The sequence below is a fragment of the Knoellia terrae genome (assembly GCF_048606435.1).
Taxonomy (GTDB): Bacteria; Actinomycetota; Actinomycetes; order Actinomycetales; family Dermatophilaceae; genus Knoellia; species Knoellia terrae.
This window is the reverse complement of record NZ_JBMBWH010000008.1, coordinates 89,677-112,364: the sequence shown is the minus strand read 5'-3', so window position 1 is coordinate 112,364 and position 22,688 is coordinate 89,677. Positions and strand designations below refer to the sequence as shown.

Annotated in this window: 23 protein-coding genes; 14 read left to right on the top strand and 9 right to left on the bottom strand. The window is 71.0% G+C overall.

Annotated elements, in window-relative coordinates; all coding sequences use genetic code 11:
* Nucleotides 1-101: 101 nt before the first annotated feature.
* Complete coding sequence (locus ACOJV9_RS12405) at nt 102-1,118, bottom strand: TRAP transporter substrate-binding protein (protein ID WP_420185524.1); 1,017 nt, start codon at nt 1,116-1,118, stop codon at nt 102-104.
* Between the two features lie 243 nt (nt 1,119-1,361).
* On the opposite strand from ACOJV9_RS12405, the gene ACOJV9_RS12400 reads away from it, so the two are divergent.
* The 4 genes from ACOJV9_RS12400 to ACOJV9_RS12385 all read left to right on the top strand — a co-directional run bounded on the left by ACOJV9_RS12400 (nt 1,362) and on the right by ACOJV9_RS12385 (nt 4,953).
* The gene (locus ACOJV9_RS12400) at nt 1,362-2,420 is read left to right on the top strand and encodes a LacI family DNA-binding transcriptional regulator (protein WP_420185523.1); all 1,059 of its coding nucleotides are present in this window, start codon (nt 1,362-1,364) and stop codon (nt 2,418-2,420) included.
* 55 nt (nt 2,421-2,475) lie between these two features.
* Nucleotides 2,476-3,324 carry an ATP-dependent sacrificial sulfur transferase LarE gene (gene larE / locus ACOJV9_RS12395; RefSeq protein ID WP_420185522.1) on the top strand — a complete coding sequence of 283 codons (849 nt, stop codon included), beginning with the start codon at nt 2,476-2,478 and terminating at the stop codon, nt 3,322-3,324.
* Nucleotides 3,317-4,006: a nickel pincer cofactor biosynthesis protein LarB gene (larB, locus tag ACOJV9_RS12390; protein ID WP_420185521.1), complete on the top strand. Its 690-nt coding sequence runs from the start codon at nt 3,317-3,319 to the stop codon at nt 4,004-4,006. The genes larE and larB overlap by 8 nt, the downstream gene beginning before the upstream one ends.
* 77 nt (nt 4,007-4,083) lie before the next feature.
* Nucleotides 4,084-4,953, top strand: coding sequence for a dimethylarginine dimethylaminohydrolase family protein (locus ACOJV9_RS12385; protein ID WP_420185520.1), 870 nt, complete (start codon nt 4,084-4,086; stop codon nt 4,951-4,953).
* A gap of 12 nt (nt 4,954-4,965) precedes the next feature.
* Here the strand turns inward: ACOJV9_RS12385 and ACOJV9_RS12380 are convergent, their stop codons facing one another.
* Entirely contained in the window at nt 4,966-5,133 is a 168-nt protein-coding gene (locus ACOJV9_RS12380; protein WP_420185519.1) for a hypothetical protein, read from the bottom strand.
* 40 nt (nt 5,134-5,173) lie between these two features.
* On the opposite strand from ACOJV9_RS12380, the gene ACOJV9_RS12375 reads away from it, so the two are divergent.
* From ACOJV9_RS12375 to ACOJV9_RS12360, 4 genes are all read left to right on the top strand, one after another.
* Complete coding sequence (locus ACOJV9_RS12375; protein ID WP_420185518.1) at nt 5,174-5,839, top strand: hypothetical protein; 666 nt, start codon at nt 5,174-5,176, stop codon at nt 5,837-5,839.
* A 167-nt stretch (nt 5,840-6,006) separates the two neighbouring features.
* Nucleotides 6,007-6,330: a hypothetical protein gene (locus tag ACOJV9_RS12370; protein ID WP_420185517.1), complete on the top strand. Its 324-nt coding sequence runs from the start codon at nt 6,007-6,009 to the stop codon at nt 6,328-6,330.
* Between the two features lie 138 nt (nt 6,331-6,468).
* Nucleotides 6,469-7,794, top strand: a complete 1,326-nt coding sequence (locus ACOJV9_RS12365; protein WP_420185516.1) for an acyl-CoA dehydrogenase family protein — start codon at nt 6,469-6,471, stop codon at nt 7,792-7,794.
* Nucleotides 7,795-7,833: 39 nt separating this feature from the next.
* Nucleotides 7,834-9,060 (top strand): acyl-CoA dehydrogenase family protein, encoded by a 1,227-nt coding sequence (locus tag ACOJV9_RS12360; protein WP_420185515.1) that lies wholly within the window; start codon nt 7,834-7,836, stop codon nt 9,058-9,060.
* 6 nt (nt 9,061-9,066) lie between these two features.
* Here the strand turns inward: ACOJV9_RS12360 and ACOJV9_RS12355 are convergent, their stop codons facing one another.
* Nucleotides 9,067-9,417 (bottom strand): hypothetical protein, encoded by a 351-nt coding sequence (locus ACOJV9_RS12355; RefSeq protein ID WP_420185514.1) that lies wholly within the window; start codon nt 9,415-9,417, stop codon nt 9,067-9,069.
* A 167-nt stretch (nt 9,418-9,584) separates the two neighbouring features.
* Between ACOJV9_RS12355 and ACOJV9_RS12350 the strand changes: the two genes are divergently transcribed.
* A complete protein-coding gene (locus tag ACOJV9_RS12350) occupies nt 9,585-11,309 on the top strand; it encodes a S8 family serine peptidase (RefSeq protein ID WP_420185513.1) in 1,725 nt (574 codons plus the stop codon).
* Nucleotides 11,310-11,404: 95 nt separating this feature from the next.
* Nucleotides 11,405-11,779, top strand: a complete 375-nt coding sequence (locus ACOJV9_RS12345) for an MmcQ/YjbR family DNA-binding protein (protein ID WP_420185512.1) — start codon at nt 11,405-11,407, stop codon at nt 11,777-11,779.
* A 7-nt stretch (nt 11,780-11,786) separates the two neighbouring features.
* Here the strand turns inward: ACOJV9_RS12345 and ACOJV9_RS12340 are convergent, their stop codons facing one another.
* From ACOJV9_RS12340 to ACOJV9_RS12320, 5 genes are all read right to left on the bottom strand, one after another.
* The gene (locus tag ACOJV9_RS12340) at nt 11,787-12,137 is read right to left on the bottom strand and encodes a fluoride efflux transporter FluC (protein ID WP_420185511.1); all 351 of its coding nucleotides are present in this window, start codon (nt 12,135-12,137) and stop codon (nt 11,787-11,789) included.
* On the bottom strand, nt 12,134-12,526 hold the full coding sequence (locus tag ACOJV9_RS12335) for a fluoride efflux transporter FluC (RefSeq protein ID WP_420185510.1): 393 nt from the start codon (nt 12,524-12,526) through the stop codon (nt 12,134-12,136). The genes ACOJV9_RS12340 and ACOJV9_RS12335 overlap by 4 nt, the downstream gene beginning before the upstream one ends.
* Before the next feature lie 2 nt (nt 12,527-12,528).
* Nucleotides 12,529-13,758 carry a pyridoxal phosphate-dependent aminotransferase gene (locus tag ACOJV9_RS12330; protein ID WP_420185509.1) on the bottom strand — a complete coding sequence of 410 codons (1,230 nt, stop codon included), beginning with the start codon at nt 13,756-13,758 and terminating at the stop codon, nt 12,529-12,531.
* A 152-nt stretch (nt 13,759-13,910) separates the two neighbouring features.
* Nucleotides 13,911-14,519: a hypothetical protein gene (locus tag ACOJV9_RS12325; RefSeq protein WP_420185508.1), complete on the bottom strand. Its 609-nt coding sequence runs from the start codon at nt 14,517-14,519 to the stop codon at nt 13,911-13,913.
* Nucleotides 14,520-14,527: 8 nt separating this feature from the next.
* On the bottom strand, nt 14,528-15,442 hold the full coding sequence (locus tag ACOJV9_RS12320; RefSeq protein ID WP_420185507.1) for a universal stress protein: 915 nt from the start codon (nt 15,440-15,442) through the stop codon (nt 14,528-14,530).
* 68 nt (nt 15,443-15,510) lie between these two features.
* Here ACOJV9_RS12320 and ACOJV9_RS12315 point away from each other — a divergent pair, with 68 nt between their 5' ends.
* Complete coding sequence (locus ACOJV9_RS12315; protein WP_420185506.1) at nt 15,511-17,154, top strand: AMP-binding protein; 1,644 nt, start codon at nt 15,511-15,513, stop codon at nt 17,152-17,154.
* A 97-nt stretch (nt 17,155-17,251) separates the two neighbouring features.
* A complete protein-coding gene (locus ACOJV9_RS12310) occupies nt 17,252-18,916 on the top strand; it encodes a sunset domain-containing protein (protein ID WP_420185505.1) in 1,665 nt (554 codons plus the stop codon).
* An 81-nt stretch (nt 18,917-18,997) separates the two neighbouring features.
* Here ACOJV9_RS12310 and ACOJV9_RS12305 read toward each other — a convergent pair whose 3' ends face one another.
* Nucleotides 18,998-19,444 carry a hypothetical protein gene (locus ACOJV9_RS12305; RefSeq protein ID WP_420185504.1) on the bottom strand — a complete coding sequence of 149 codons (447 nt, stop codon included), beginning with the start codon at nt 19,442-19,444 and terminating at the stop codon, nt 18,998-19,000.
* Between the two features lie 151 nt (nt 19,445-19,595).
* Between ACOJV9_RS12305 and ACOJV9_RS12300 the strand changes: the two genes are divergently transcribed.
* Nucleotides 19,596-21,131, top strand: coding sequence for a Re/Si-specific NAD(P)(+) transhydrogenase subunit alpha (locus tag ACOJV9_RS12300; protein ID WP_420185503.1), 1,536 nt, complete (start codon nt 19,596-19,598; stop codon nt 21,129-21,131).
* Nucleotides 21,132-21,138: 7 nt separating this feature from the next.
* On the top strand, nt 21,139-22,518 hold the full coding sequence (gene pntB / locus ACOJV9_RS12295) for a Re/Si-specific NAD(P)(+) transhydrogenase subunit beta (RefSeq protein WP_420185502.1): 1,380 nt from the start codon (nt 21,139-21,141) through the stop codon (nt 22,516-22,518).
* The last annotated feature ends 170 nt before the right edge of the window (nt 22,519-22,688 follow it).

The window sequence follows — 22,688 nt, the reverse complement described above, 5'->3', positions numbered from 1 at the left end:
TCCACGCTCGTGCCGATCGGTCGCGATGCCGCCAACCGTCCAGGGACCCGGGACGGCTGGCGGCATTCGCGATGGTGCTTGCCCGGACGGGCTGCGCAGGGTCAGCCGGCGGCCTGTGCGGTCTCGTAGAGCTTCTTCTGGACGTCGGAGGTGAGGAACTTCTCCTTGAGCGGCTCGAGGGCTGCCTCGAAGGCCGCCGCATCGACGTCGTTGAACTTGGCACCGGCGGCCTCGGCCGTGGCGATGGCCTTCTCCGTCTCCTTGCCCCAAAGCTCGGTGTGCTCCGCCCACGCGGCGGCCCACTCCTTGTCGAAGGCAGCCTTGTCCTCGCCCGAGAAGCCCTTGACGAGGTCGCTGTTGACGACGAGGTAGTCGAGGCCGACCAGGTGGTTGGTGCGGGAGTAGAACTTGGCCACCTCGAAGTGCTTCTGGGTGACGTAGGAGACCTCGTTGTTCTCGGCGCCGTCGAGCACGCCGGCCTGGAGGGCGGTGTAGACCTCGCCGAAGGCCATCGGGGTCGCCGAGGCGCCCATGGCGGAGATCATCGAGGTGTGCAGGTCGCTCTCCTGGACGCGGATCTTCTGGCCCTTGAGGTCGGCGGGGGTGTTGATCGGCGCCTTCTTCGAGTACACGTTGCGCGTGCCCTGGGTGAAGGCCCCGACGACCGTGACCTTGTTGCTGGCCTCGAGCGAGGAGTAGAGGTCGCCGACCGCCTTCTGGTCGTTGACGACCTTCATCTGACCCTCGACCGAGCTGAAGGCCAGCGGCATGTTGAAGACGGAGAAGTCCTTGTTGAGGTTCTCCAGCTGCGTGCCCGAGACGATGGCGAGGTCGACGGTGCCGTCGCTCACGAGTTGGAGGGTCTCCTGCTGCGCGCCCAGGGTCTCGTTGGGGTAGACCTGAACGGACAGGCGTCCGCCGGTCGACTCCTTGAGCCGCTTGCCGAAGTTCTCCAGCGCGATGAAGGAGGGGTGCTGCTCGGTCTGGTTGAGGGCCAGCTTCAGCGTCTTGCTCTCGCCTCCGCCAGCAGCGTCGCCGTCGCCGGAGCCGCAGGCTGCCAGCGCAAGGGCGGCCACGGCGGCAACCGCGCCGGATCGCAGGAGGGTGGTGTTGCGCATGAGAGTTCCTTTCGTGCCCACGGTGTGTGGACGTCCTGCCGCCGGGACGACCCGCCCGGTGGTGCCGCCGTGGGGCGGAGTGCCCCAGCGCGTCGGTCCATTAGCGCAACGCCGCCTCGACGGTGACAACGGGTTGCCGGAAGTTGTCATGGCACCGGCCGTGGGTCGGCACGCCCGTGCTCGCCGTGGGCAACTGATGGCAACCCTTGCCGGGGCGCGCGGATGCAGGCTTACCGTCCAGCCATGGGGAAGCCGCCAACGATCTACGACGTGGCCGAGGCCGCCGGCGTCGCACCGTCCACCGTCTCCCGTGCCTTCTCGCGCCCGGGGAGGCTCAGGGCGGAGACGGTCGCGCGGGTGCAGGTCGCTGCCGTGGCCATCGGCTACCGTTCCGCGCCCTCACGTCGCTCGGAGATCCGGGTGCGCCCCCGGATGATCGGACTGCTCGTCCCCGACATCACCAACCCGTTCTACTTCGAGATCATCAGAGGTGCCGAGACCGCAGCCTCCGACGCCGGCTTCACCCTGGTGCTGGCCCACACCCAGGAGTCGCAGCGGCTGGAGCGCGAGGCGCTGGACCGGACCCTTCCTGTCGTCGACGGGATGCTGCTCACCAGCAGCCGCCTGCCTGACGCTGCCATCGTCACGGCGTCTGCGGAGAAGCCGCTCGTGGCCCTCAACCGCCTCGTGACCGGCGTCCCGAGTGTCGTCACCGACAACGCCGCCGGTGCACGTCGCGCGATGGAGCACCTCGCGCAGCACGGACACCGGTCCGTCGCCTACGTCGCCGGACCGGAGGCGTCCTGGGTCGACGGGGTCCGGTGGGCGGCGACCCGGGCTGCCGGAGAGGACCTCGGCATGGAGGTCCGCCCGCTGGGCGCCTACCCACCCACGATGGAGGGGGGCATCTACGCGGCCCAGACTCTCCTGGAGCAGCCCGTCACCGGTGTGGTCTGCTACAACGACCAGCTGGCCATCGGTCTGATGCGCGGCCTGGACCGCCTGCACGTCCACGTGCCGACCGACATGAGCGTCGTCGGCTTCGACAACACGCTGATCGCCGACCTCGTCACCCCGGGGCTCACCACCGTGACCGCTCCTCTGGCCACGCTGGGCGCAGCAGCAGTCCAGAGCCTGCTCGCCTCTCTCGACGGTGGAGCCGACCGGACGACCGGCCCCGTGGCCCTCCCGACCCGGCTCGTGGTGCGTGGCTCCACAGGGCAGGCGCGCCGTCGTCGTCGCGCGGCCCGACCGGCCCCCTCCACGGACGGTGCTGCCACCAGGCTGCTGTCGACGTCGTGAGTCCCGCACGTCCCGCACGGGCTGGCCACGCACCGAACGGTGAGAAGGTGAGGGCATGGAGCACCTGACGTTCGGCGCGGACCAGGGGGCGGTCGAGCAGGTCAGGAGTGCCCTCGCCTCGTTCGACCGCGTCGGGGTCGCCTACTCCGGCGGCGTCGACTCCGCCACCCTGCTCGCCCTGGCATCACTCGAGATCGGGCCGGCGCGCGTCGTCGCCCTCCTGGGTGTCTCGCCCAGCCTCGCCACGGCCGAACGGACCGCGGCCCACGAGGTGGCTGCCTTCATCGGTGTGCCCGTCGTCGAGGTGCTGACCCATGAAGGTGACAACCCGGCATACCAGCGCAATGGTCCGGACCGCTGCTTCCACTGCAAAGACGAGCTGTTCACCCGCATCGACGACACGGTGGTGGTGGCGCACCGTCTCGACGCGGTCGCCTACGGCGAGAACGCCGATGATGCGCAGCGCCCCGACCGCCCCGGCTCACGGGCGGCGACCGAGCACCACGTGCTGCGACCGCTCGCGGACGCCGGGCTCGACAAGGCGGCCGTGCGCCGCGTCGCCCGCATCCTCGAGCTGCCGTGCGCCGACAAGCCGGCCGCGCCGTGCCTCGCCTCGCGGATCCCCCACTTCGAGGAGGTCTCGCCCGAGAAGCTGGCCCAGGTCGAGGCGGCCGAGGCGGGGCTGCGCTCGCTGGGCTTCGCGGACTGCCGCGTGCGGCACCACGGGGAGGTCGCGCGGATCGAGCTGGCGTCCGCCGACATCCCCCGCGCCACCGACCCCCTCGTGCGTGGCGAGGTCGAGGCGGTCGTGAGAGCGGCCGGGTTCCGGTTCGTCACCGTGGACCTCGCCGGCATCCAGTCCGGGGCGTTCACCCTGCCCCTCGTGGCGGCGGCGCGTGACTGAGGTGCCGTGGGAGCCGGGCGAGGCCCTGCGCGACATCGCCGAGCTCGACCTCGACCGGGCCTCGCGCCGTGGCTACCCCGAGGCCGTCTACTGCGAGGGCAAGACTGCCGCGCAGGTCGGTGCCATCGCCGCGGAGGTCGGGGCCCGGGGAGTCCGGACGCTCTTCACGAGGGCCGGTGACGACCACGCCCGGGCCGTGCTGGCACACCTGCCGGACGCGGCCCACGACCTCACCGCGCGGCTGCTCGCGTGGCCGCCGGAGCCGCCCGAGCCCACCGGGGGAGGGGTCCTCGTCGTCGCTGCCGGCACCTCGGACCTCCCCGTCGCCACCGAGGCGCTGCTCGTCGCCCGACACCTCGGCCGGAGCGCAGACCTCGTCGTCGACGTCGGGGTGGCCGGGCTGCACCGCATCCTGTCCCGCCTGGACCAGCTGCGGTCGGCCCGCGCGATCGTCGTCGTCGCGGGCATGGACGGCGCCCTGCCGGGAGTGGTCGCGGGCCTCGTCTCCGCGCCCGTGATCGCGGTGCCGACATCAGTGGGTTACGGCGCCGCGTTCGAGGGTCTGGCGCCGCTGCTGACGATGCTCAACAGCTGCGCTCCCGGGGTGGCCGTGGTCAACATCGACAACGGCTACGGCGCCGGCCACATGGCTGCCCAGATCGCCGCACCCGTGCCGGACTGAGGCCCGTCAGGGGGTAGCGTGCCCCCGAGTCTCCGTTTCCGTGAGGCGCGCCCCACACCCCGCACGGGAGTCCGACGGTGTTGAACTCGACGCTGCTCATGTCGTCCGCCCACTACTTCGGCAACGACCACAAGCTCAACCCGTACTACGAGGACGGCGCCACCGTCGACACGGCCAAGGCCGAGACCGAGCACCGCGGGATCATGGACGCGTTGCGTCGCGCCGGCGCCGAGATCGTCACCGTCGACGCGCCCCCCACGAGCCAGGACGGCGTCTACACCGCCAACTGGGCGCTGGTCCGCGACGGCCGTGCGCTCATGGCGACCCTCCCGCCGTCACGCCAGTCCGAGGAGGCGTGGGCCAAGGACCGTCTCACCGAGCTCGGCTACCGGATCGAGCACCTGCCGCAGCCGTGGCGCTTCAGCGGGCAGGGCGACGCCTTGGTCTGCGGGGACCTCGTGTTCTGCGGCGCGGGCTACCGCTCCGACGAGGCGGCGCTGGAGTATGCCGCGCAGCACTTCGGTCTCGAGCGCATCCAGCTCCAGACGCTTCCCCTCCTCGACGACGCCGGGCGCCCGGTGACCAACGTCGTCAGTGGCTGGCCCGACAGCTACTGGTACGACATCGACCTCACGCTCGCCGTCCTGCGCGAGCCGGACGCGACCGGCAAGGGCCTCATCGCCTACTGTCCCGAGGCGTTCACCCCCGAGAGTCGCGAGGTCCTTGCCTGCCTCGACACCGTCGACACCATCGAGATCTCGGAGCAGGAGGCCAGCGAGGCCTTCGCCTGCAACCTCGTCTCGACGGGCACGACGGTCGTCATGAGCGACCGCGCGCCGCAGCTGAGGGCCGACGTCGAGAGCGCCGGGCTGTCGGTCATCACCCCGCACGTCGACGAGCTCGCCAAGGGTGGCGGCTACATCCGCTGCACGTCTCTCTGGATCTGAGGATCTCGGTCGTCAGGGACGCTGCGACTGGGCGCGGGCGTGCCGCGCGTGCAGGCGTTCTCGCACCTCGTCAGGCGTATAGGCCCGACGCTGCCGCTCGTTGCGTGCCGCCACGGCTCCCGTCGCCACCACCGACACGATGCCAGCCAGGCCGAGGAGCTTCCACCAGTTCGACTGCATGCGGGCAGCGTATGCCGGGCGTGCGGCATACGCTGCCCGCATGCCTTCGACGCCTGCACCCTCCGAGGGGCTCTCGCTCGACGAGGCCGTCGACCTGACCCGCACCGGGGACGTGTGGATCTTCCGCGGCCGCTCCCTCGCCGACCGGGCAATCCAGACGGCCACCAACGCGCCGGTCAACCACGTCGGCATGGCTGTCGTCCTCGAGGACCTGCCGCCGCTGATGTGGCACGCGGAGCTGGGGAAGTCGCTGCAGGACGTGTGGACGGGCGACCACCACCGTGGGGTGCAGCTGCACGACCTGCGCGAGGCGGTGACGCAGTGGCAGGAGACGTACGACCAGCGCGCCTGGCTGCGCCAGCTGACGCCCGAGGTCAGCGAGCAGCACGAGGATGCGGTGTTGCGCTGCGTCGCCCGGCTCGACGGCGTCTCGTTCCCCTCGACGGGACGGCTCGCATGGCGTTGGCTGAGCGGTCGTGACGCGCACCTCTCTCGTCGCGACCTCGACCTCAAGGCGCTGCGTCCGGAGGTCGCCTACTGCGCAGAGGTGGTCGCGCTGACCTACGAGGAGATGGGGCTGCTGCATCCCGACGCACCGATGAACTGGTACGACCCGGGCAGGTTCTGGAGCGGCGACACTCTGCCGCTCGTGCCCGGATGGGACCTCGGCAGGGAGATCGCGGTCCACCGCGCGCCGAAAGGCTGATCTTCCTATTCTGTTGCTACACAACGGAATTCGTTGTGGACAACTCTTGTCATCGAACCCGTGTTCGGGGACCCACGACCGCCACCAACCTCATCTGCCTCTGCCGGCGCCACCACCGGGTCAAGCAACGACCCGGCTGGACCGCCCGACTCGACCCCGACGGGATCGTGCACTGGACCGACCCCGGCGGCCGCACCACCGACACCTCCCCCGTCGACCACCTCGACCGCCTCCACCTCCCCCCGCCACCGACGACCGCTGCGACGTGCCTCGACGAGCCGCCACCCCCCCACGACCCAACCGTCGACCCCGGCCTCGTCCAAACCCTCCTCGAGCTCACCCTGACCCGCCTGCTCCACCTCGCCCAGGCCGACACCCGCCCCCGACCTCCCGTGCGCACCGACTGGGTGACCGAACCCCACCAGGGACGCCCGCTCCACGTCGACCTCCCAGGAGCTCCCCCACCACCGAAGGACGACCCGCCGTTCTGACGATGGGGGCCTGCCAAGACGTGGTTACCGCGAGCCAAGCAGGGGTACGCTGAGAGGAGCGGAACGCGTCATGCCGGACATCCGAGCCCCGGGACCGCGGCCGTACACAACCTGACGCCTTCCGAAGGGACTCCACGCATGGCGGGAAACCCGTCGGGGGTGGCGGACCGGGGCCAGCGCCTCGGCCTGCGACTCATCGCGCGAGTCGGCGGGCTGCCGTCCATGGCCGACCCGATCGTGCGGGGCAGGATGGAGCGACTGCTCGGCTGCAGTGCGCACTCCGGCTTCCGTGCCCAGGTGGCGGCCGGCCGGGCGTTCGCCCGGGTGCGTGGAGTCGGGCAGGCCACCCGACCCAGCCGGACGCAGCGCCGGGGGGTCTACGACCTCACCCCGTCCGAGGACCAGCAGATGCTCCAGGAGGCCGCCCGCGAGCTGGCGGACGAGGTCCTCCGGCCAGCGGGTGGACGCGCGGACGCTGACCGCACCGTCCCGTCCGAGGTGCGGCGTGCGATGGACGACATGGGTCTCACCCTCATCGGGGTGCCGGAGCAGCTCGGGGGCATCGCGGAGGAGCGGTCGGCCGTCACCGGCGTGCTCGTCCTCGAGCAGCTGGCCCGGGGTGACATGGGCATCGCCGTCGCGCACATGGCGACGGCAGCCGTCGCCACCGCTCTGGCTCTCTACGGCGACGCTGACCAGCAGGCGACCTTCCTGCCACACTTCACCGGCCACGCACCCCTCGCGGCCGGTGCCCTGGCCCTTCACGAGCCCCAGGTGCTCTTCGACCCCTTCGACCTCTCCACCACCGCTGCGACACAGGAGGACTCGCTCATCCTCAACGGCACCAAGGCGATCGTTGCCGGGGCCGACAGCGCGGACCTCTTCGTCGTCTCCGCGATGCTCGACGGCGAGGCCCGTCTCGTCCTCGTGGAGCGCACCCGAGACGGCATCACCGTCGAGGACGACCCTGCGATGGGGGTGCGGGCCGCGCGCACCGGGCGCGTCGTGCTTCGTGACGTCCACGTCCCACGGGCCAACCTGCTCGGCACCGTCGCCGACCACCGTGACGCCGTCCGACGGGCACGCGTCGCGTGGGCCGCGGCGGCGTGTGGCACCGGGCAGGCCGTGCTCGACCAGGTGATCGGCTACGTCAAGGAGCGCAAGGCCTTCGGTGAGCCCATCGGGCAGCGCCAGGCGGTCGCGTTTCTCGTCTCCGACATCGCCATCGAGCTCGAGGGTCTGCGCCTCGCGACCCTCAAGGCAGCCGCCCGGCTCGACGCCGGCCTCGACGCGGTCCAGCTCGTGGGTGAGGTCCGCGCCCTCACCGCGGCTCATGCCACCACGATCGGCTCGCACGCCGTCCAGCTCCTCGGGGGCCACGGCTTCGTCAAGGACTTCGACAACGAGCGCTGGTTCCGTGACCTCCGTGGAGCGGGTGTCCTCGAGGGCACCCTGCTCGTGTGACCGGCATACCGGCATGACGGACCGCTCGGAAGGACAGCCGTGATCGACCTCGAGGTTCCGCGCCGGTTCCGGCCGCTGATCGAGCGCGCGCGGGCGGTGGCCGAGGAGGTCTTCCGGCCGATCTCACGCACCTACGACCTCGCCGAGCACGCCTACCCACGCGAGCTCGACCTGCTGTCCGCGGTCATCGACGGGATGAGCTCGGCCGGGGCGAGCCAGGGGGCCGGGGCCACCCAGTCCGTCGCGGCGGTCGGGTCGGGGGAGGCGCACGCCGCCACGTCGGCGGTGCGCAACGGGTCGAACCTCTCCTCGGTCCTGTCCATCCTCGAGACCTGCCGCGGTGACGTCGGGCTGACCCTCTCGATCCCGCGCCAGGGCCTGGGCAACGCGGCCATCGCCGCCGTCGCCACCGAGGAGCAGAAGGCCAGGTATGCCGGTCGGTGGGCGGCGATGGCCATCACCGAGCCCGAGGCCGGCTCGGACTCGGGCGCCATCCGCACGACGGCCGTGCGGGAGGGGGACGAGTACGTCCTCAACGGCGAGAAGATCTATGTCACCTCGGGGGAGCGGGCCGAGCTGGTCGTCGTGTGGGCCACCCTTGACCGGTCGCTGGGCAAGCGGGCGATCAGGTCCTTCGTCGTCAGCCGGTCCAACCCGGGGCTGAAGCTGGTCCGCCTCGAGCAGAAGCTCGGTATCCGGGCGTCCGACACCGCGGCCTTCCTCCTGGACGACTGCCGGGTGCCCGCTCAGGACCTGCTCGGGGACTCGGAGATCCGGGTCGAGGGTGGCTTCGGTGGCGCGATGCAGACCTTCGACAACACCCGGCCGTTGGTCGCCGCGATGGCCCTCGGCCTGGCCCGGGCCTGTCTCGACACGACCACGGAGCTGCTTGCGGGTGCGGGCGTCACCGTCGACTGGGACCGGCCGGCCCACGTCCAGCACGCGGCCGCCGCACGGCTGCTGGGGATGGAGGCCGAGTACGAGTCGGCACACGCCCTCACCCTGCGGGCGGCGTGGATGGCCGACAACGGCAGGCCGAACTCGATGGAGGCCTCGATGGCCAAGGCGAAGGCCGGCCGCACCTGTGTCGACGTCTCCCTCGCCTGCGTCGAGCTGGCCGGCGCCACGGGATACGCCGAGCGGGAGCTGCTCGAGAAGTGGGCTCGCGACGCAAAGATCCTCGACATCTTCGAGGGGACGCAGCAGATCCAGCTGCTCGTCGTGGCTCGTCGCCTCCTCGGCATGAGCTCGAGCCAGCTGAAGTAGGACCGGTCAGCGACGCCGCTCACGCTGGCGCTGCACCCACGGGATGCCGATCGCCAGCGTCGCCAGGGCGAGCACGACCGCCGTGGCGAGCAGCCCGCAGAGGGCGGCAAACCCCACCTTGACGACCGCCTCCCAGATGAGGTGGTCGTAGGCGAGGTCGGGCTCGTTGCGCGTGCCGGCCCAGAAGCCGAGGACGAACGCCATCCCGGCCAGGACCATGAGGCCGAGCGAGATGCCGGCACCCTTGGCGACCCGGGCCGCGTCGACGGGGGCGCCGACCTCCTCCGCCTCGTCCACCCGGTGCGCGAACGTCTCGAAGACGTCCGGCAGCGGTCCGGTGCGACGGCGCTTGGGCATGCGGCGAAGCATAGGCGGACCCGGGGGAGGCGCCCCCTTCCGCGGCGCACGGGCGATGGTGCACGCCGCCGCGAGAAATCGGACCGAAGGGCTGTTGCCAGCGAGTTCGCAGGCCTACGTTGGGTCGATGGCGCGCAACGGAGCGCGCCCTCATGGAGGAGGAACGCATGCGACGAACTCGCATGACCGCTCTCACCGGTGCAGCAGCCCTCGTGGCTGCCGTTGCCGGCACGGCCACCGCCACGGCGGTTTCCAGCGCACCGACTGCCGCCACCACCGGCAATGGGAGCTACGTCGTCCTGGCGAAGACCGGCGCCAGCGTCACGGACATCGCCGACCAGCTCCGCAAGGCGGGGGGCAAGGTCACGTCAGTCAACGCGAGGATCGGGCTCGTCACCGTGACGGGGTCGAGCTCGCTCGTGGCCAGGGCACGGGCGCTCGAGGGCGTCCAGGGCGCCGCCCATGACCGCTCGATCGGGGCCGCACCCCAGCGGGCCAAGCCGGACCCGGTGATGAAGGAGCACGTCTTCGACAAGACGCGCGCCAACGGCACCTACACGTCCACGCCGGCGCCTCCTGCCGGGCACGACCCCCTCGACGGGCACCTCTGGGGGCTCGAGATGATCGACGCCTTCGAGGCGCACAAGGTCGAGACCGGTGACAAGGTCCGGGTCGGCATCCTCGACACCGGGCTCGACGGGTCGCACCTCGACCTCGCCGAGAACTTCGACAGCACCCTCTCCCGCAACTTCACCACCGACATGCCCGACATCGACGGACCATGTGACACCGCGGACTGCACGGACCCGGCCGACGTCGACCAGAACGGCCACGGCACCCACGTCGCCGGCACGATCGGCGCAGCCCTCGACGGCTTCGGTCTCAGCGGCATCGCGCCCGACGTGGACCTCGTCAACATCCGCGGTGGTCAGGACAGCGGCTACTTCTTCCTCGGCCCGGTCACCAACGCCCTCACCTATGCCGGCGACGTCGGCCTCGACGTCGTGAACATGTCGTTCTACGTCGACCCGTGGCTCTACAACTGCGCCGGCGGTGCCCCGGAGGACAGCCCGGAGGAGGCCGCGGAGCAGGACCTCATCATCGCGGCGATGACCAGGGCCCTTGACTACGCCAGCTCGCGCAACGTCACGCTCGTCGGCGCCCTCGGCAACAACCACGAGGACCTGAGCAACCCCCGCACCGACCTCACCAGCCCCGACTACCCCGGCGGCACGGAGCACCCCCGGACCATCGACAACGAGACCTGCTGGGACCTGCCCGTCGAGGGCCCCCACGTCATCGGGGTCTCCGCCGTCGGTCCGTCGGGCATGAAGTCGGACTACTCCAACTACGCGACCGACCTCGGTTCCGGTGAGCTCGAGGTCGCGGCTCCGGGTGGCTGGTTCCGCGACGGCATCGGCACGGACACCTACCGCACCAACGGCAACCTCATCCTCTCCACCGTCTCCCTGCAGTCGCTCGAGGAGACCGGTGAGGTCGACAAGAACGGCAACATCACGAAGCCGGGTCGTGACGCGGGTGTCATCAAGCAGTGCACCGACAGGCGGCAGCCCGACCAGAAGTCGACCTGCTCCTACTACGCCTGGTTCCAGGGCACGTCGATGGCCTCGCCGCACGCTGCGGGAGTCGCCGCCCTCGCGGTCGGCGCTCATGGCACCGGTGCCACCACGGGCACGTTCTCGCTGGCCCCGGCCACCACCCGGGCCCTGCTCATGGACACCGCCACGGACACGGCCTGCCCGGCCGGCGGTGTCCGGTCCTACGAGCCCGAGGGCCGCAGCGCCGAGTTCACCGCCGCGTGCGTCGGCACACCAGAGTTCAACTCCTTCTACGGTGACGGGATCGTCAACGCGATGGGAGTCGTCCAGTAGCGACTGGCCTCGTCCAGACCACCCCGGTATGCCGGTCGCTCACGTCGAGCGGCCGGCATACCGGTGTGTCGGAGCCGCGCTCTAGGGTCGGTCCCATGGCGTCCGTCACGCGACCGGAGGTCCCTCTCGAGTGGATCGAGCGACTCTCGACGATCCTCTCGCGCTTCCCCGAGGTCCGTGAGGACGACGCGTGGGTGGGGTTGGCGTGGCGCGTGCGGTCAGCGACCGTCGCGCACGTCTTCGGCGGCGAGGACCAGCGGTTCCGGATCACCTTCCGCGCCGAGCCGGATGAGGTGGTGGCCTTCCAGCACATGGGCGAGCCCTACTTCAGGGCCGGCTGGGGCGGCAACGTCGTCGGGCTGCTCCTCGACGACGGCACCGACTGGGAGGAGCTCGCCGAGCTGCTCACCGACTCCTACTGCATCCAGGCACCGACCAGACTCGCCGCACAGGTTCCACGTCCGGGCTGACCCGCCCTCAGCCGCTGAGGGTCCACCCCAGCCAGGCGGCGCCGAGGCCGAGCACGAGGTGGAGGACGAGCGTCGCGACGCCGTGTCGTGGACGGTCCTCGACGGTCGAGTCCCACACCTCCAGCGCCAGCGTGGACATCGTCGTGAGCGCCCCGCAGAACCCCGTGCCGAGGAGGGCCAGGGCGTCATCGCGCACGCCGCTGCCGACGAGCAGGCCGAGCACGAACGAGCCGAGAACATTGACGACGAGGGTCCCGGCGTGGCTCGTCGCACCGCGGTCTCGCAGTGCCTGCGTCACGGCGTAGCGAAGGGGCGCGCCGACCGCCGCGCCCAGGGCCACGAGCAGCACCGTGGTCACGGCTGCCGCCAGAGCCGTTGCGCCACAGTGCTGCCCATCGCGACCGCGCCGACGCACCCGATGAGCGTCACGACGACGTAGCCCGCAGCCAGGCCGCCTCGTCCAGCCTCGGCCAGCACCACCGTGTCGACGGCGAATGCCGAGTAGGTGCTGAACCCGCCGAGCGCCCCCGACATGAGCAGTGGCCGCACCCAGTGGGCCGCGTGACGCCAGTGTGCCCATCCCGCGAGGACGCCGAGGAGCAGCGACGCCACGACGTTGACCGTCAAGGTGGCCCACGGCCACCCGCCGGCCGGCTGCGGGACCGCGGTGCCGACGGCATACCGCAGCAGTGCCCCCACAACGCCGCCGACGGCCACCAGTGCGAGGTCGCTCGACCGGACGGCCATGGTCAGCGGCGGATCGTCTCGAGGTACTCCGCGATCCGGCCGATCGCCTCGGTGAGCACCTCGGGGTCCGGGAGCGTGACGAGCCGGAAGTGGTCCGGCTCGAACCAGTTGAAGCCGGTGCCGTGGGTGACGAGGATCTTCTTGGCGCGCAGCAGGTCGATGACGAACTGCTGGTCGTCCTCGATCTCGTACATCTCCGGGTCGAGCCGCGGGAAGCAGTAGAGCGCCCCGTGCGGCTCGACGCAGGTGACCCCCGGGATGTCGTTGAGCAGTCGGTTGGCGAGCTTGATCTGCTCGTAGAAGCGACCGCCCGGCACGATGAGCTCGTTGATCGACTGGTAGCCACCGAGCGCGGTCTGGATCGCGTGCTGCGCAGGCACGTTGGCGCACATGCGCATGTTGGCGAGCAGGGTGAGGCCCTCGAGGAAGTCCTCGGCCAGGTGCTTCGGTCCCGACACCATGACCCAGCCCGCGCGGTAGCCGCAGACGCGGTAGGCCTTGGACAGCCCGCTGAAGGTGAGGCAGAGGACGTCGTCCTCGGCGAAGGTGGCGACGTGGTGGTGGACCGGCGTGACCGCCTCGTCGGCGTAGAGGATCTTCTCGTAGATCTCGTCGGCCATGAGGACGAGCCGGTGGCGGCGGGCGATGTCGACCAGCCCGCGCACGACCTCCTCCGAGTACACCGCTCCCGTCGGGTTGTTGGGGTTGATGACCACGAGCGCATGGGTGTTCTCGGTGATCTTGGACTCGATGTCGTCGAGGTCGGGGTTCCACCCGTTCGCCTCGTCGCAGCGGTAGTGCACCGGCGTGCCACCGGAGAGCGTCACCGCACCGGTCCACAGCGGGTAGTCCGGTGCGGGCACGAGGATCTCGTTGCCGTCGTCGACGAAGGCCTGCAGCACCATCGAGATCAGCTCGGAGACACCGTTGCCGATCCAGACGTCGTCGACGACCGTCTCGGTGAGCCCTCGGGACTGGTAGTACTGCGCGACGGCGGTGCGGGCGGAGTAGATGCCACGGGAGTCCGAGTAGCCCTGCGACTCCGGCAGGTTGTGGACCATGTCGGCGACGATCGCCTCGGGCGCCTCGAACCCGAACGGAGCCGTGTTGCCGATGTTGAGCTTGAGGATCTTGTGACCCTCGCCCTCGAGCCGCTGGGCCTCGACGAGGATCGGTCCCCTCACGTCGTACCGGACGTGCTGCAGCTTCTTGCTCTGGACGATCTGGCGCATGACCGCATCCTGTCAGGCGGCGTATGCCGTCCGCGCGACCGTTTCGCGTCGCGTCGCGTCGCCCCCACTTTTGCTCCCCATGAGGGAAGCGTCGGGGTCCGGAGGGAACCGAACCCTCCGCATGCCCACGGTTGCCTCCGGTCGTGCTCGGTTCAGCCGGAGACGACCGTGGTGACGACGGTCGTCACCGACGGCGTGCGTGGCGTCGACGAGAACCCGAACCGGCACGGCGGGTCGATGTCGGCGAGCGCCCCGAGATCGCGACCGTCGAGGGTGGCGCGCATCGCCGTGACCCGGCGCAGGTCGGTCGCGCCGTAGAACTCCCGGCGTCCCTCGAGCGCCGTCCCCACCGTCCGCACGCCCGGCATGACGACACGAGCGACCGGAGCGACGACCCGGGCCCAGGTGGGACTCGCGCCGAGGCGTGGTGGCACGGCGCGCAGGAGCCAGCCGAGCGGCATACGCGGGCCGACGGTGACGTCCAGCGAGAGCGAGTCGGACGTCACCGACCACCGGTCACCCTGCTCCGTGACGACGACCGGTTCGATGCGGACCTCGTCGAAGGAGTAGGTCGCGGTGACGTAGTCGGCGACGACCTGCGACGGCGCGAGCAGGATCCGGTGTCCGGCACCGGTCTCGACCATGACGTCCGCGAACGGACCCAACGGGGTGGTGTGCCAGCGGCCGAGCACGACGCGGATGCCCGAGGTCGAGCCCACGCCGACGATGGAACCGCGGAACCGGTCGCGTCGGCCGCTCACGCGCCTGCTCAGCTCGTCGGCTCGGCGCGCACGAGCATCACCGGGGAGGCGGCGGTCTCCAGGACCCGCTGGCTCTGCGACCCCAGCAGCATGCCGGCGAACCCGCCGCGGCCACGGGTCCCCATGACGAGGAGCCCGGCACCGGCGGACCGCTCGGCGAGAACCTTCGCCGGTGCACCGTGCAGGACCTCGACCGTGCAGTCGACGGTGGGGTGGGCGGCACGCAGCGGCTCGACGATGCGGTCGGCGACCGCGCGGTACCTCGCCTCGACGGCGTTCCACGCCTCGGTGTCGGGCGTGGTGACGACCATGCCGTCGACGACCTCGACGTTCCAGGTGATGACCGCGGTCAGCGGCGCCCGGCGGAGCTCGGCGATCCAGAAGGCGCGCTCCGCGGCGGCCGCGCTGTGCGAGGAGCCGTCGATGCCGACGACAACCGGGCCCTCGGCGTCGGTCCGTGACCCCTGCGGGACGATGACGACAGGGCACTTGGCGTGCATGGCCGCGGCGAGCGACGGGCGCCCGAGGCCCAGGCGTTGCAGCGTGCTCGCTCGCGCGGCGCCGACGACGATGAGGCGCGCGACGGCCGACGCGTCGATGAGGGCCTGCTCGGGCCGGACGAACGGCTGGCTGCCGGTCACGGCGAGCTCGGGCCACCGTTCACGGGCGGCAGCCACCGTCTCGGCGACGAGGCTCTCGTTGCCGATGTCGCCCTCGGGCCCGAGCGAGATCGAGTTGCCCGCGACCGGGTCGATCGCGGTCAGCTCGGCGTTGAGGTCGTGCGCGTGCAGGATGTGCAGCGGGCTCCCGGAACGCTGGGCCGAGTTCCCCGCCCAGGTGAGGCACTCGGCGTCACGGTCGCTGTTCCCGATGCCGACGACGACTGCGCCCTCGGGGATGGCCTCACCCTCACGTTCGTCCATGGCCGTGACCTTACCCACGGCGCGGCGCGCGGGGTACGTTCGGCCTCTACCGACGGCAGAGGATGGTCATGGGAAACAGCTCGACCGAGACGGCACTGTCACACGCGCGTGGGCCCCAGGAGCCGCCCCTGCTCGAGCAGACGATCGGTGCCAACCTCGACGCGACCGTGGCCCGGTTCGGCGAACGCGAGGCGCTGGTCGATCGCGCCCAGGGACTGCGCTGGACGTATGCCGTCTTCGGCGAGCACGTGGACCGGCTCGCGAAGTCGCTGGTCGCCGCCGGGCTGGCCAAGGGCGACCGCGTCGGCATCTGGGCGCCGAACTGCGCAGAGTGGACGGTCGTGCAGTACGCCACCGCGAAGGCGGGGGTCATCCTCGTCAACATCAACCCGGCCTACCGATCACACGAGCTCGGCTACGTCCTCGCGCAGGCCGGCATCCGCGGGCTGTTCACCGCGGAGTCGTTCAAGAGCTCGAACTACGTCTCGATGATCGACGAGGTCCGCGGCGACTGCCCCGACCTCGAGTTCGTCTGGGTGATCGGTGGCCCGACCTGGGGCGAGCTGCTCGAGGGCGCCGACATGGTCAGCGACGAGCGGCTCCAGCTGGTCGGTGCCGAGCTCGACCCCCACGACCCGATCAACATCCAGTACACCTCCGGCACGACCGGGTTCCCCAAGGGCGCCACGCTTAGCCACCACAACATCCTCAACAACGGCTACCTCGTCGGGGAGGTCTGCCGCTACACCGAGGATGACCGCATCTGCATCCCCGTGCCCTTCTACCACTGCTTCGGGATGGTCATGGGCAACCTCGCGGCGACGACGCACGGCGCCTGCATGGTCATCCCCGCGCCCGGGTTCGACCCCGAGCTCACGCTCGCGGCGACCGCCGAGGAGAGGTGCACGAGCCTCTACGGCGTGCCGACGATGTTCATCGCGGAGTGGGCGCTGCCAAGTTTCGCCGAGTACGACCTCGGTGCGGTGCGCACCGGGATCATGGCGGGCTCGCCCTGCCCGGCCGAGCTGATGAAGAAGCTCATCGCGGCCGGCATCGACGGCATGACGATCTGCTACGGCATGACCGAGACGTCGCCGGTGTCGACGCAGACGCGCCCCGACGACACCTTCGACCGCAAGGTGGGGACCGTCGGCCAGGTGGCCCCGCACCTCGAGGTCAAGGTGGTCGACCCGGTGACCCTCGAGACGGTGCCTCGCGGTCAGGCCGGGGAGTTCTGGACCAAGGGGTACTCGGTGATGCTGGGCTACTGGGGTCAGGAGGACAAGACCGCGGAGGCGCTGGTCGACGGGTGGATGCGCACCGGCGACCTCGCCGTCATGGACGACGACGGCTACCTCCGGATCACCGGGCGGATCAAGGACATGGTGATCCGCGGCGGCGAGAACGTCTACCCGCGCGAGATCGAGGAGTTCCTCTACACGCACCCCGACGTCGTCGACGCCCAGGTCATCGGCGTCCCCGACGAGCGGTACGGCGAGGAGCTCGCCGCCTGGGTCCGGATGCGCGAGGGCGCAGAGCCGTTGACGCCGGAGGCGTTGCGGGAGTTCGCCACCGGCAGGCTCGCGCACTACAAGATCCCCCGCTACGTGCGGGTCGTCGACGACTTCCCGATGACCGTGACCGGCAAGGTGCGCAAGGTGGAGATGCGCGAGATCACCGCTCGCGAGCTGGGGCTCGACGCAGGCGCCTGAGCCTGCCCCGGCATACACCGCTTTCCGTGCGGGCAGGCCGGTAGTTTGTGGGGTCAGCGGGTGTCCACCCGACCTCCACGTCAGGAGCACATCGTTCATGAAGTACCTCATCGGCGCACTGGTCGTCCTCGCCCTGCTGTTCCTGGCGTGGTGGCTGTTCTCCCGCGGGAAGAAGCAGAAGCTCGAGCAGCAGCGCACCGAGGCCGCCAGCATCCGGGCCGCTGCCGAGGAGCGCGGCTCGGCCATCCGCGGCCAGGAGACGTTCGTCCAGCAGGCCGACGAGCGAGCGGCGCTCGCCCGGCACGAGGCGGAGGAGCGGGCCCGCCGGGCCGAGGAGAGCGCGCGCGAGGCCCAGCGGGCCGAGGAGGAGGCGCGCCGCCACCAGGACGAGCTCGAGCGGGCCCGGCTCCAGCACGAGGCCGAGCTGCGGCGCGCCGACGAGCTCGACCCGGACGTGGAGGTCGACAAGAACGACCCGCGACCGCTGCCCGAGGACCTCGACGACCACGTCCGGCCGCTCGATGAGCCGGCCGACCGGGACCGCTCGTCCGGTGTCGGCGGTGCGGCTGCCACCGGCGCCGGGGCCGCCGTGATCGGGAGCGCGTATGCCGCGAGCCGGGGAGACGTGAGCGACGAGCAGGCCCAGCGCCTCGCGTCCGGCGTGGACTACGGCCACCACGGCGACGAATGGGTGGCGGGCGACCAGCGCTCGCACGACGATGCAGCTTTTGCCGAGAACACCACGGGCGGATCGACCGGCCGTGTCGAGCACGGAGAGAGGCAGGCACACGACATGACCCACCACGACGAGGACGCCCGGGACCCGGACGACACCCGCGGCACCGCCGACACGCCCCACGACCTCGACACCACGTCGGACACCGGGCGCGACCTCGACGGCACGGACGACACGCGCGACACCACGCGGCACGACCCTGCGGCGGACAACGACGACATGGTGATCATCAACGACGTCGAGGACTACGCCTCGACCGAGCCGCTCCCCGCGGAGGAGCCCTCGCCGGTCGACCGGACCGACGACTCCCACGGCTCCGACGGCGCCGACACGTTCGACGGGTCGCGCGACGACCGGCACGACGTCGACGCCACGGCGGACCGTCGCTCCGACGAGCCCACCACCGAGGACACGTGGGACGACGACTCCCGCACGGCGGACACCTCGTCGGAGGGCACGTCGACCGGCGCCACCGCGATGGGCGCGACGGCGGCCGGTGCGGCAGCGACCGGGCGTCACTCGTCCGACTCCGACTCCGACTCCGACTCCGACCCCGACGCCGACGTCGACTCCCGCTCCGACGCGAACGACGGCACGGACCGCCTCACCGAGAGGCGCTCCGAGCGGGTCTCGGACGAGGACCTCCTCGGAGGGGGCGACTCGCGCGACCGCTCCGAGGGCGGGGACGCGAGCCACTGGCCCGACGGGACGGACCGCGTCAACACCGACGACGACGGCGACACCCGCGCCTCCGACACACGCGCTCCGGACACCGGCTCCGGTGGGAGTGAGTCGGGCCGACGGACCTCCGAGGTCGACGAGATTCGTGACGGTGGCTACGGCGTCGGCTCCGCTGCACCGTTCGGGGACCGCGCCCAGCCGCGCGACCACCCCGTGCAGGCCTACCGCGACTCGATGACCTACGTCACGCCGGGCTCCGCCGGCTACGACTCCGCCGAGCCGGACGTGTGGTTCTACGACGAGGACGCCGCCCGCAAGGCGGGCTTCAACCGGTCGGACGGCTGACGCCGACCCGGACCACCCCACAGTGACGATGCCCCGCCGGACCACGTCCGGCGGGGCTTCGTCACGTCCGGTGGACGGTTCTCACCAGTGCCCGCCGCGTCGCTCGTCGGCGACCTGGTCGGCCACGGGTCTGACGTCGGCGTCGTCGACCCGCACGTGCTGCTGCGGAGTGGCCCCGGGCAGGGTGTCGGAGCCGGGCTGTCCGTCGACCCACGGCTCGGCGGGCACGGCATACGCGTGCGTGGTCGGCGTCGGGTCGGGCTCTCCGCCGTCACGCCAGCCGGCCCCGCCCAGCCGGCTCAGCGGCACGGTCTCGTCCACGACGGTGGTGTCGTCGACCGGTTGGCTGCCGCCCACGATGGCGCCGCCCCGGCCCGGGGTGCCGGTCCCGGTGACGGCAGGCGCGGCGTAGGCCCGGAGGTGGTCCTCCGGCGCGACGTGGTCGCGGTGCCGAAGGACCCAGACGAGGGCGGCGAGCACGACGCCGAACCCGATCACACCGACCACCCACAGCATCGTGTCGTCCATGCGACGACCGTAGCCAAGGAGCGCTTGCGGGGGAGCGATGGAAGGTCTCCCATCGCGACAACCTCGTCGTCGCCGTCACACGGTCGGCACGCACCGACCGGCGCCTAGTAGGTTTCCCGTCGAATGACTGTCCCCGGACGAGGAGGTTCCCGTGCGCATCGGTGTGCCGTTGGAGTCGTTGCCTGGCGAGACCCGTGTCGCTGCGACCCCGAAGACGGTCGAGCAGCTCCTCGGACTCGGATATGCCGTGTTCGTCCAGTCCGGTGCGGGCCGCCGCGCGACGTTCGAGGACGTCGCGTACGTGAGGGCCGGGGCGGACGTCGTCGGTGACGAGGTGTGGAACACCGACGTCATCCTCAAGATCAACGCGCCCACCCCGGAGGAGGTCGACCGCCTGCGCGCCGGCCAGACGGTCGTCAGCCTGCTGTCGCCGGCGCTCCGTCCGGAGCTCGTCGCCGCCCTGGCGGAGCGCGGTGTCACAGCGCTCGCGATGGACGCGGTGCCGCGCATCTCGCGTGCCCAGTCGCTCGACGTCCTGTCGTCCATGGCCAACATCGGCGGCTACCGGGCCGTCATCGAGGCGGCCCACGAGTTCGGGTCGGTCTTCACGGGTCAGGTCACCGCCGCCGGCAAGGTCCCGCCCGCCAAGGTCCTCGTCGTCGGTGCGGGAGTCGCCGGGCTCTCTGCGATCGGGACGGCCGGCTCGCTCGGCGCCGTCGTGCGAGCCTTCGACGCGCGCAGCGAGGTGGCCGAGCAGGTCGAGTCGATGGGCGCGCAGTTCCTGCGGATCGAGGTCGAGGACACCGGCCCCAGCGCCGATGGCTATGCCAAGGAGACGGGGGAGGACTTCAACCGCAAGGCCGCCGAGCTGTACGCCGCCCAGGCCGCGGACGTCGACATCGTCATCACGACCGCCCTCATCCCCGGGCGGCCGGCTCCCCGGCTGCTCGACGAGGACATGGTGGCGTCGATGAAGCCCGGGTCGGTCATCGTCGACATGGCGGCGGCCAACGGGGGCAACGTCGCCGGGTCGGTCGCCGACCAGAAGGTCGTGACTCCGAACGGCGTGACCATCCTCGGCTACACGGACCTGCCGGGGCGCCTGCCCACCCAGGCGTCCCAGCTGTTCGGCACCAACCTCGTCAACCTGCTCAAGCTGCTGACCCCCGAGAAGGACGGCCAGCTCACGCTCGACCTCGACGACCCGGTGCAGCGAGGGATGACGGTCGTGCGCGACGGCGAGGTGCTCTGGCCGCCACCCCCGGTGCAGGTCTCGGCAGGGCAGGCAGCCGGCGCTCCCGCAGCCGCTCCCGTCACTCCCAAGGAGCCGAGGAAGCCGCGCGACCCGCGCCTGAAGTACCTCTGGATGGCGCTCGGTGCACTGGTCTTCGCGCTCGTCGCCTCGGCCTCACCCGCCGCCTTCCTCGGGCACTTCACCGTCTTCGCCCTCTCGGTGATCGTCGGTTTCTACGTCATCTCCAACGTGTCGCACGCCCTGCACACGCCGCTCATGGCCGAGACCAACGCCATCAGCGGCATCATCGTCGTCGGGGGCCTGCTGCAGATCGACTCCGACGACCTCGTCGTCAAGACGCTCGCGTTCCTCGCGATCCTCGTCGCCAGCATCAACATCTTCGGAGGCTTCGCTGTGACCGGCCGCATGCTCGAGATGTTCCGGAAGGACTGAGGCGACGATGACAGCGAACGTGGTCTCCGCGGCATACATCGTCTCTGCCGTCCTCTTCGTCCTCTCCCTCGCGGGCCTCTCGCGGCACGAGAGCGCCAAGGAGGGCAACGCCTTCGGCGTGACCGGCATGGTGATCGCCCTTGGTGCGACCGTCTGGCTCACCCTGTCGCGGTCCGAGCACGCGGTCTCGACCTTGCTGCTGATCGCGCTGGCGATGACCATCGGCGCCGTGATCGGCCTCTGGCGCGCGCGCCGGGTCGAGATGACCCAGATGCCCGAGCTCGTCGCGATGCTGCACAGCTTCGTCGGCCTGGCGGCGGTGCTCGTCGGGATCAACAGCCACCTCACCGAGGGCGACGCGTCCGACACGATCCACTCGGTCGAGGTGTTCCTCGGGGTCTTCATCGGTGCGGTGACCCTGACCGGGTCGATCGTCGCCTTCCTCAAGCTGTCGGGGCGGATCTCCTCGTCGCCGCTCATGCTGCCGGCCCGCCACTGGCTCAACCTCGCGGCGCTCGTCGTGTCGGTGCTGCTGATGGTCTGGTACGTCCAGTCCCACTCGCTCGTGCCGCTGCTCGTCATGACGGGCATCGCACTGGCGTTCGGCTGGCACCTCGTCGCGTCGATCGGCGGCGGGGACATGCCCGTCGTCGTGTCGATGCTCAACTCGTACTCCGGGTGGGCGGCGGCCGCGGCCGGCTTCATGCTGAGCAACGACCTGCTCATCGTCACGGGCGCGCTCGTCGGTGCGTCGGGTGCGATCCTCAGCTGGATCATGTGCCGGGCGATGAACCGCTCGTTCGTCTCGGTCATCGCCGGCGGGTTCGGGCAGGAGGTCGTGGTCGGCGACGACAAGGACTACGGCGAGCACCGCGAGATCACCGCCGACGGCGCTGCCGAGCTGTTGCGCGAGGCGTCGTCGGTCATCATCACGCCGGGCTACGGGATGGCGGTGGCGCAGGCGCAGTATCCGGTCGCGGAGCTCACCAAGCGCCTGCGGGACAGGGGAGTCGACGTCCGTTTCGGTATCCACCCCGTCGCAGGGCGGCTGCCGGGGCACATGAACGTCCTGCTCGCCGAGGCGAAGGTGCCCTACGACATCGTGCTCGAGATGGACGAGGTCAACGACGACTTCCCCTCCACCGACGTCGTGCTCGTCATCGGTGCGAACGACACGGTCAACCCGTCGGCCGCCGAGGACCCGACGTCGCCGATCGCCGGGATGCCGGTGCTCGAGGTGTGGAACGCGCGCGACGTCATCGTCTTCAAGCGCTCGATGGCGACGGGCTACGCGGGGGTGCAGAACCCGCTGTTCTTCCGCGACAACTCGCAGATGCTCTTCGGCGACGCCAAGCAGCGCGTCGACGACATCCTCACCGCCCTCTGACCCGCCTTCCCCCCTGCCCCGTCGCCCCGCGACCCGCCTCGGACTGACCGGCCGTCGAGAGAGACCGACACGCCGTCCTCGAGTGGGTCGCCCAGCGCGAGCCGACGTCGCCACGCGCCACCTCGCCGAGGACGACGGTTGGACCTACGTCGAGATGTTCGCAGGGGACG

Excerpts from the sequence above, each read along its gene's own strand:
- pntB (WP_420185502.1), top strand. The coding sequence starts at position 21,139 with ATGACAGCGAACGTGGTCTCCGCGGCATACATCGTCTCTGCCGTCCTC.
- ACOJV9_RS12355 (WP_420185514.1), bottom strand. The coding sequence starts at position 9,417 with ATGCCCAAGCGCCGTCGCACCGGACCGCTGCCGGACGTCTTCGAGACG.
- ACOJV9_RS12405 (WP_420185524.1), bottom strand. The coding sequence starts at position 1,118 with ATGCGCAACACCACCCTCCTGCGATCCGGCGCGGTTGCCGCCGTGGCC.
- larE (WP_420185522.1), top strand. The coding sequence starts at position 2,476 with ATGGAGCACCTGACGTTCGGCGCGGACCAGGGGGCGGTCGAGCAGGTC.
- ACOJV9_RS12345 (WP_420185512.1), top strand. The coding sequence starts at position 11,405 with ATGGCGTCCGTCACGCGACCGGAGGTCCCTCTCGAGTGGATCGAGCGA.
- ACOJV9_RS12305 (WP_420185504.1), bottom strand. The coding sequence starts at position 19,444 with ATGGACGACACGATGCTGTGGGTGGTCGGTGTGATCGGGTTCGGCGTC.
- ACOJV9_RS12320 (WP_420185507.1), bottom strand. The coding sequence starts at position 15,442 with ATGGACGAACGTGAGGGTGAGGCCATCCCCGAGGGCGCAGTCGTCGTC.
- ACOJV9_RS12330 (WP_420185509.1), bottom strand. The coding sequence starts at position 13,758 with ATGCGCCAGATCGTCCAGAGCAAGAAGCTGCAGCACGTCCGGTACGAC.
- ACOJV9_RS12310 (WP_420185505.1), top strand. The coding sequence starts at position 17,252 with ATGAAGTACCTCATCGGCGCACTGGTCGTCCTCGCCCTGCTGTTCCTG.
- ACOJV9_RS12380 (WP_420185519.1), bottom strand. The coding sequence starts at position 5,133 with ATGCAGTCGAACTGGTGGAAGCTCCTCGGCCTGGCTGGCATCGTGTCG.
- ACOJV9_RS12365 (WP_420185516.1), top strand. The coding sequence starts at position 6,469 with ATGGCGGGAAACCCGTCGGGGGTGGCGGACCGGGGCCAGCGCCTCGGC.
- ACOJV9_RS12315 (WP_420185506.1), top strand. The coding sequence starts at position 15,511 with ATGGGAAACAGCTCGACCGAGACGGCACTGTCACACGCGCGTGGGCCC.
- ACOJV9_RS12400 (WP_420185523.1), top strand. The coding sequence starts at position 1,362 with ATGGGGAAGCCGCCAACGATCTACGACGTGGCCGAGGCCGCCGGCGTC.
- ACOJV9_RS12350 (WP_420185513.1), top strand. The coding sequence starts at position 9,585 with ATGCGACGAACTCGCATGACCGCTCTCACCGGTGCAGCAGCCCTCGTG.
- ACOJV9_RS12335 (WP_420185510.1), bottom strand. The coding sequence starts at position 12,526 with ATGGCCGTCCGGTCGAGCGACCTCGCACTGGTGGCCGTCGGCGGCGTT.
- ACOJV9_RS12375 (WP_420185518.1), top strand. The coding sequence starts at position 5,174 with ATGCCTTCGACGCCTGCACCCTCCGAGGGGCTCTCGCTCGACGAGGCC.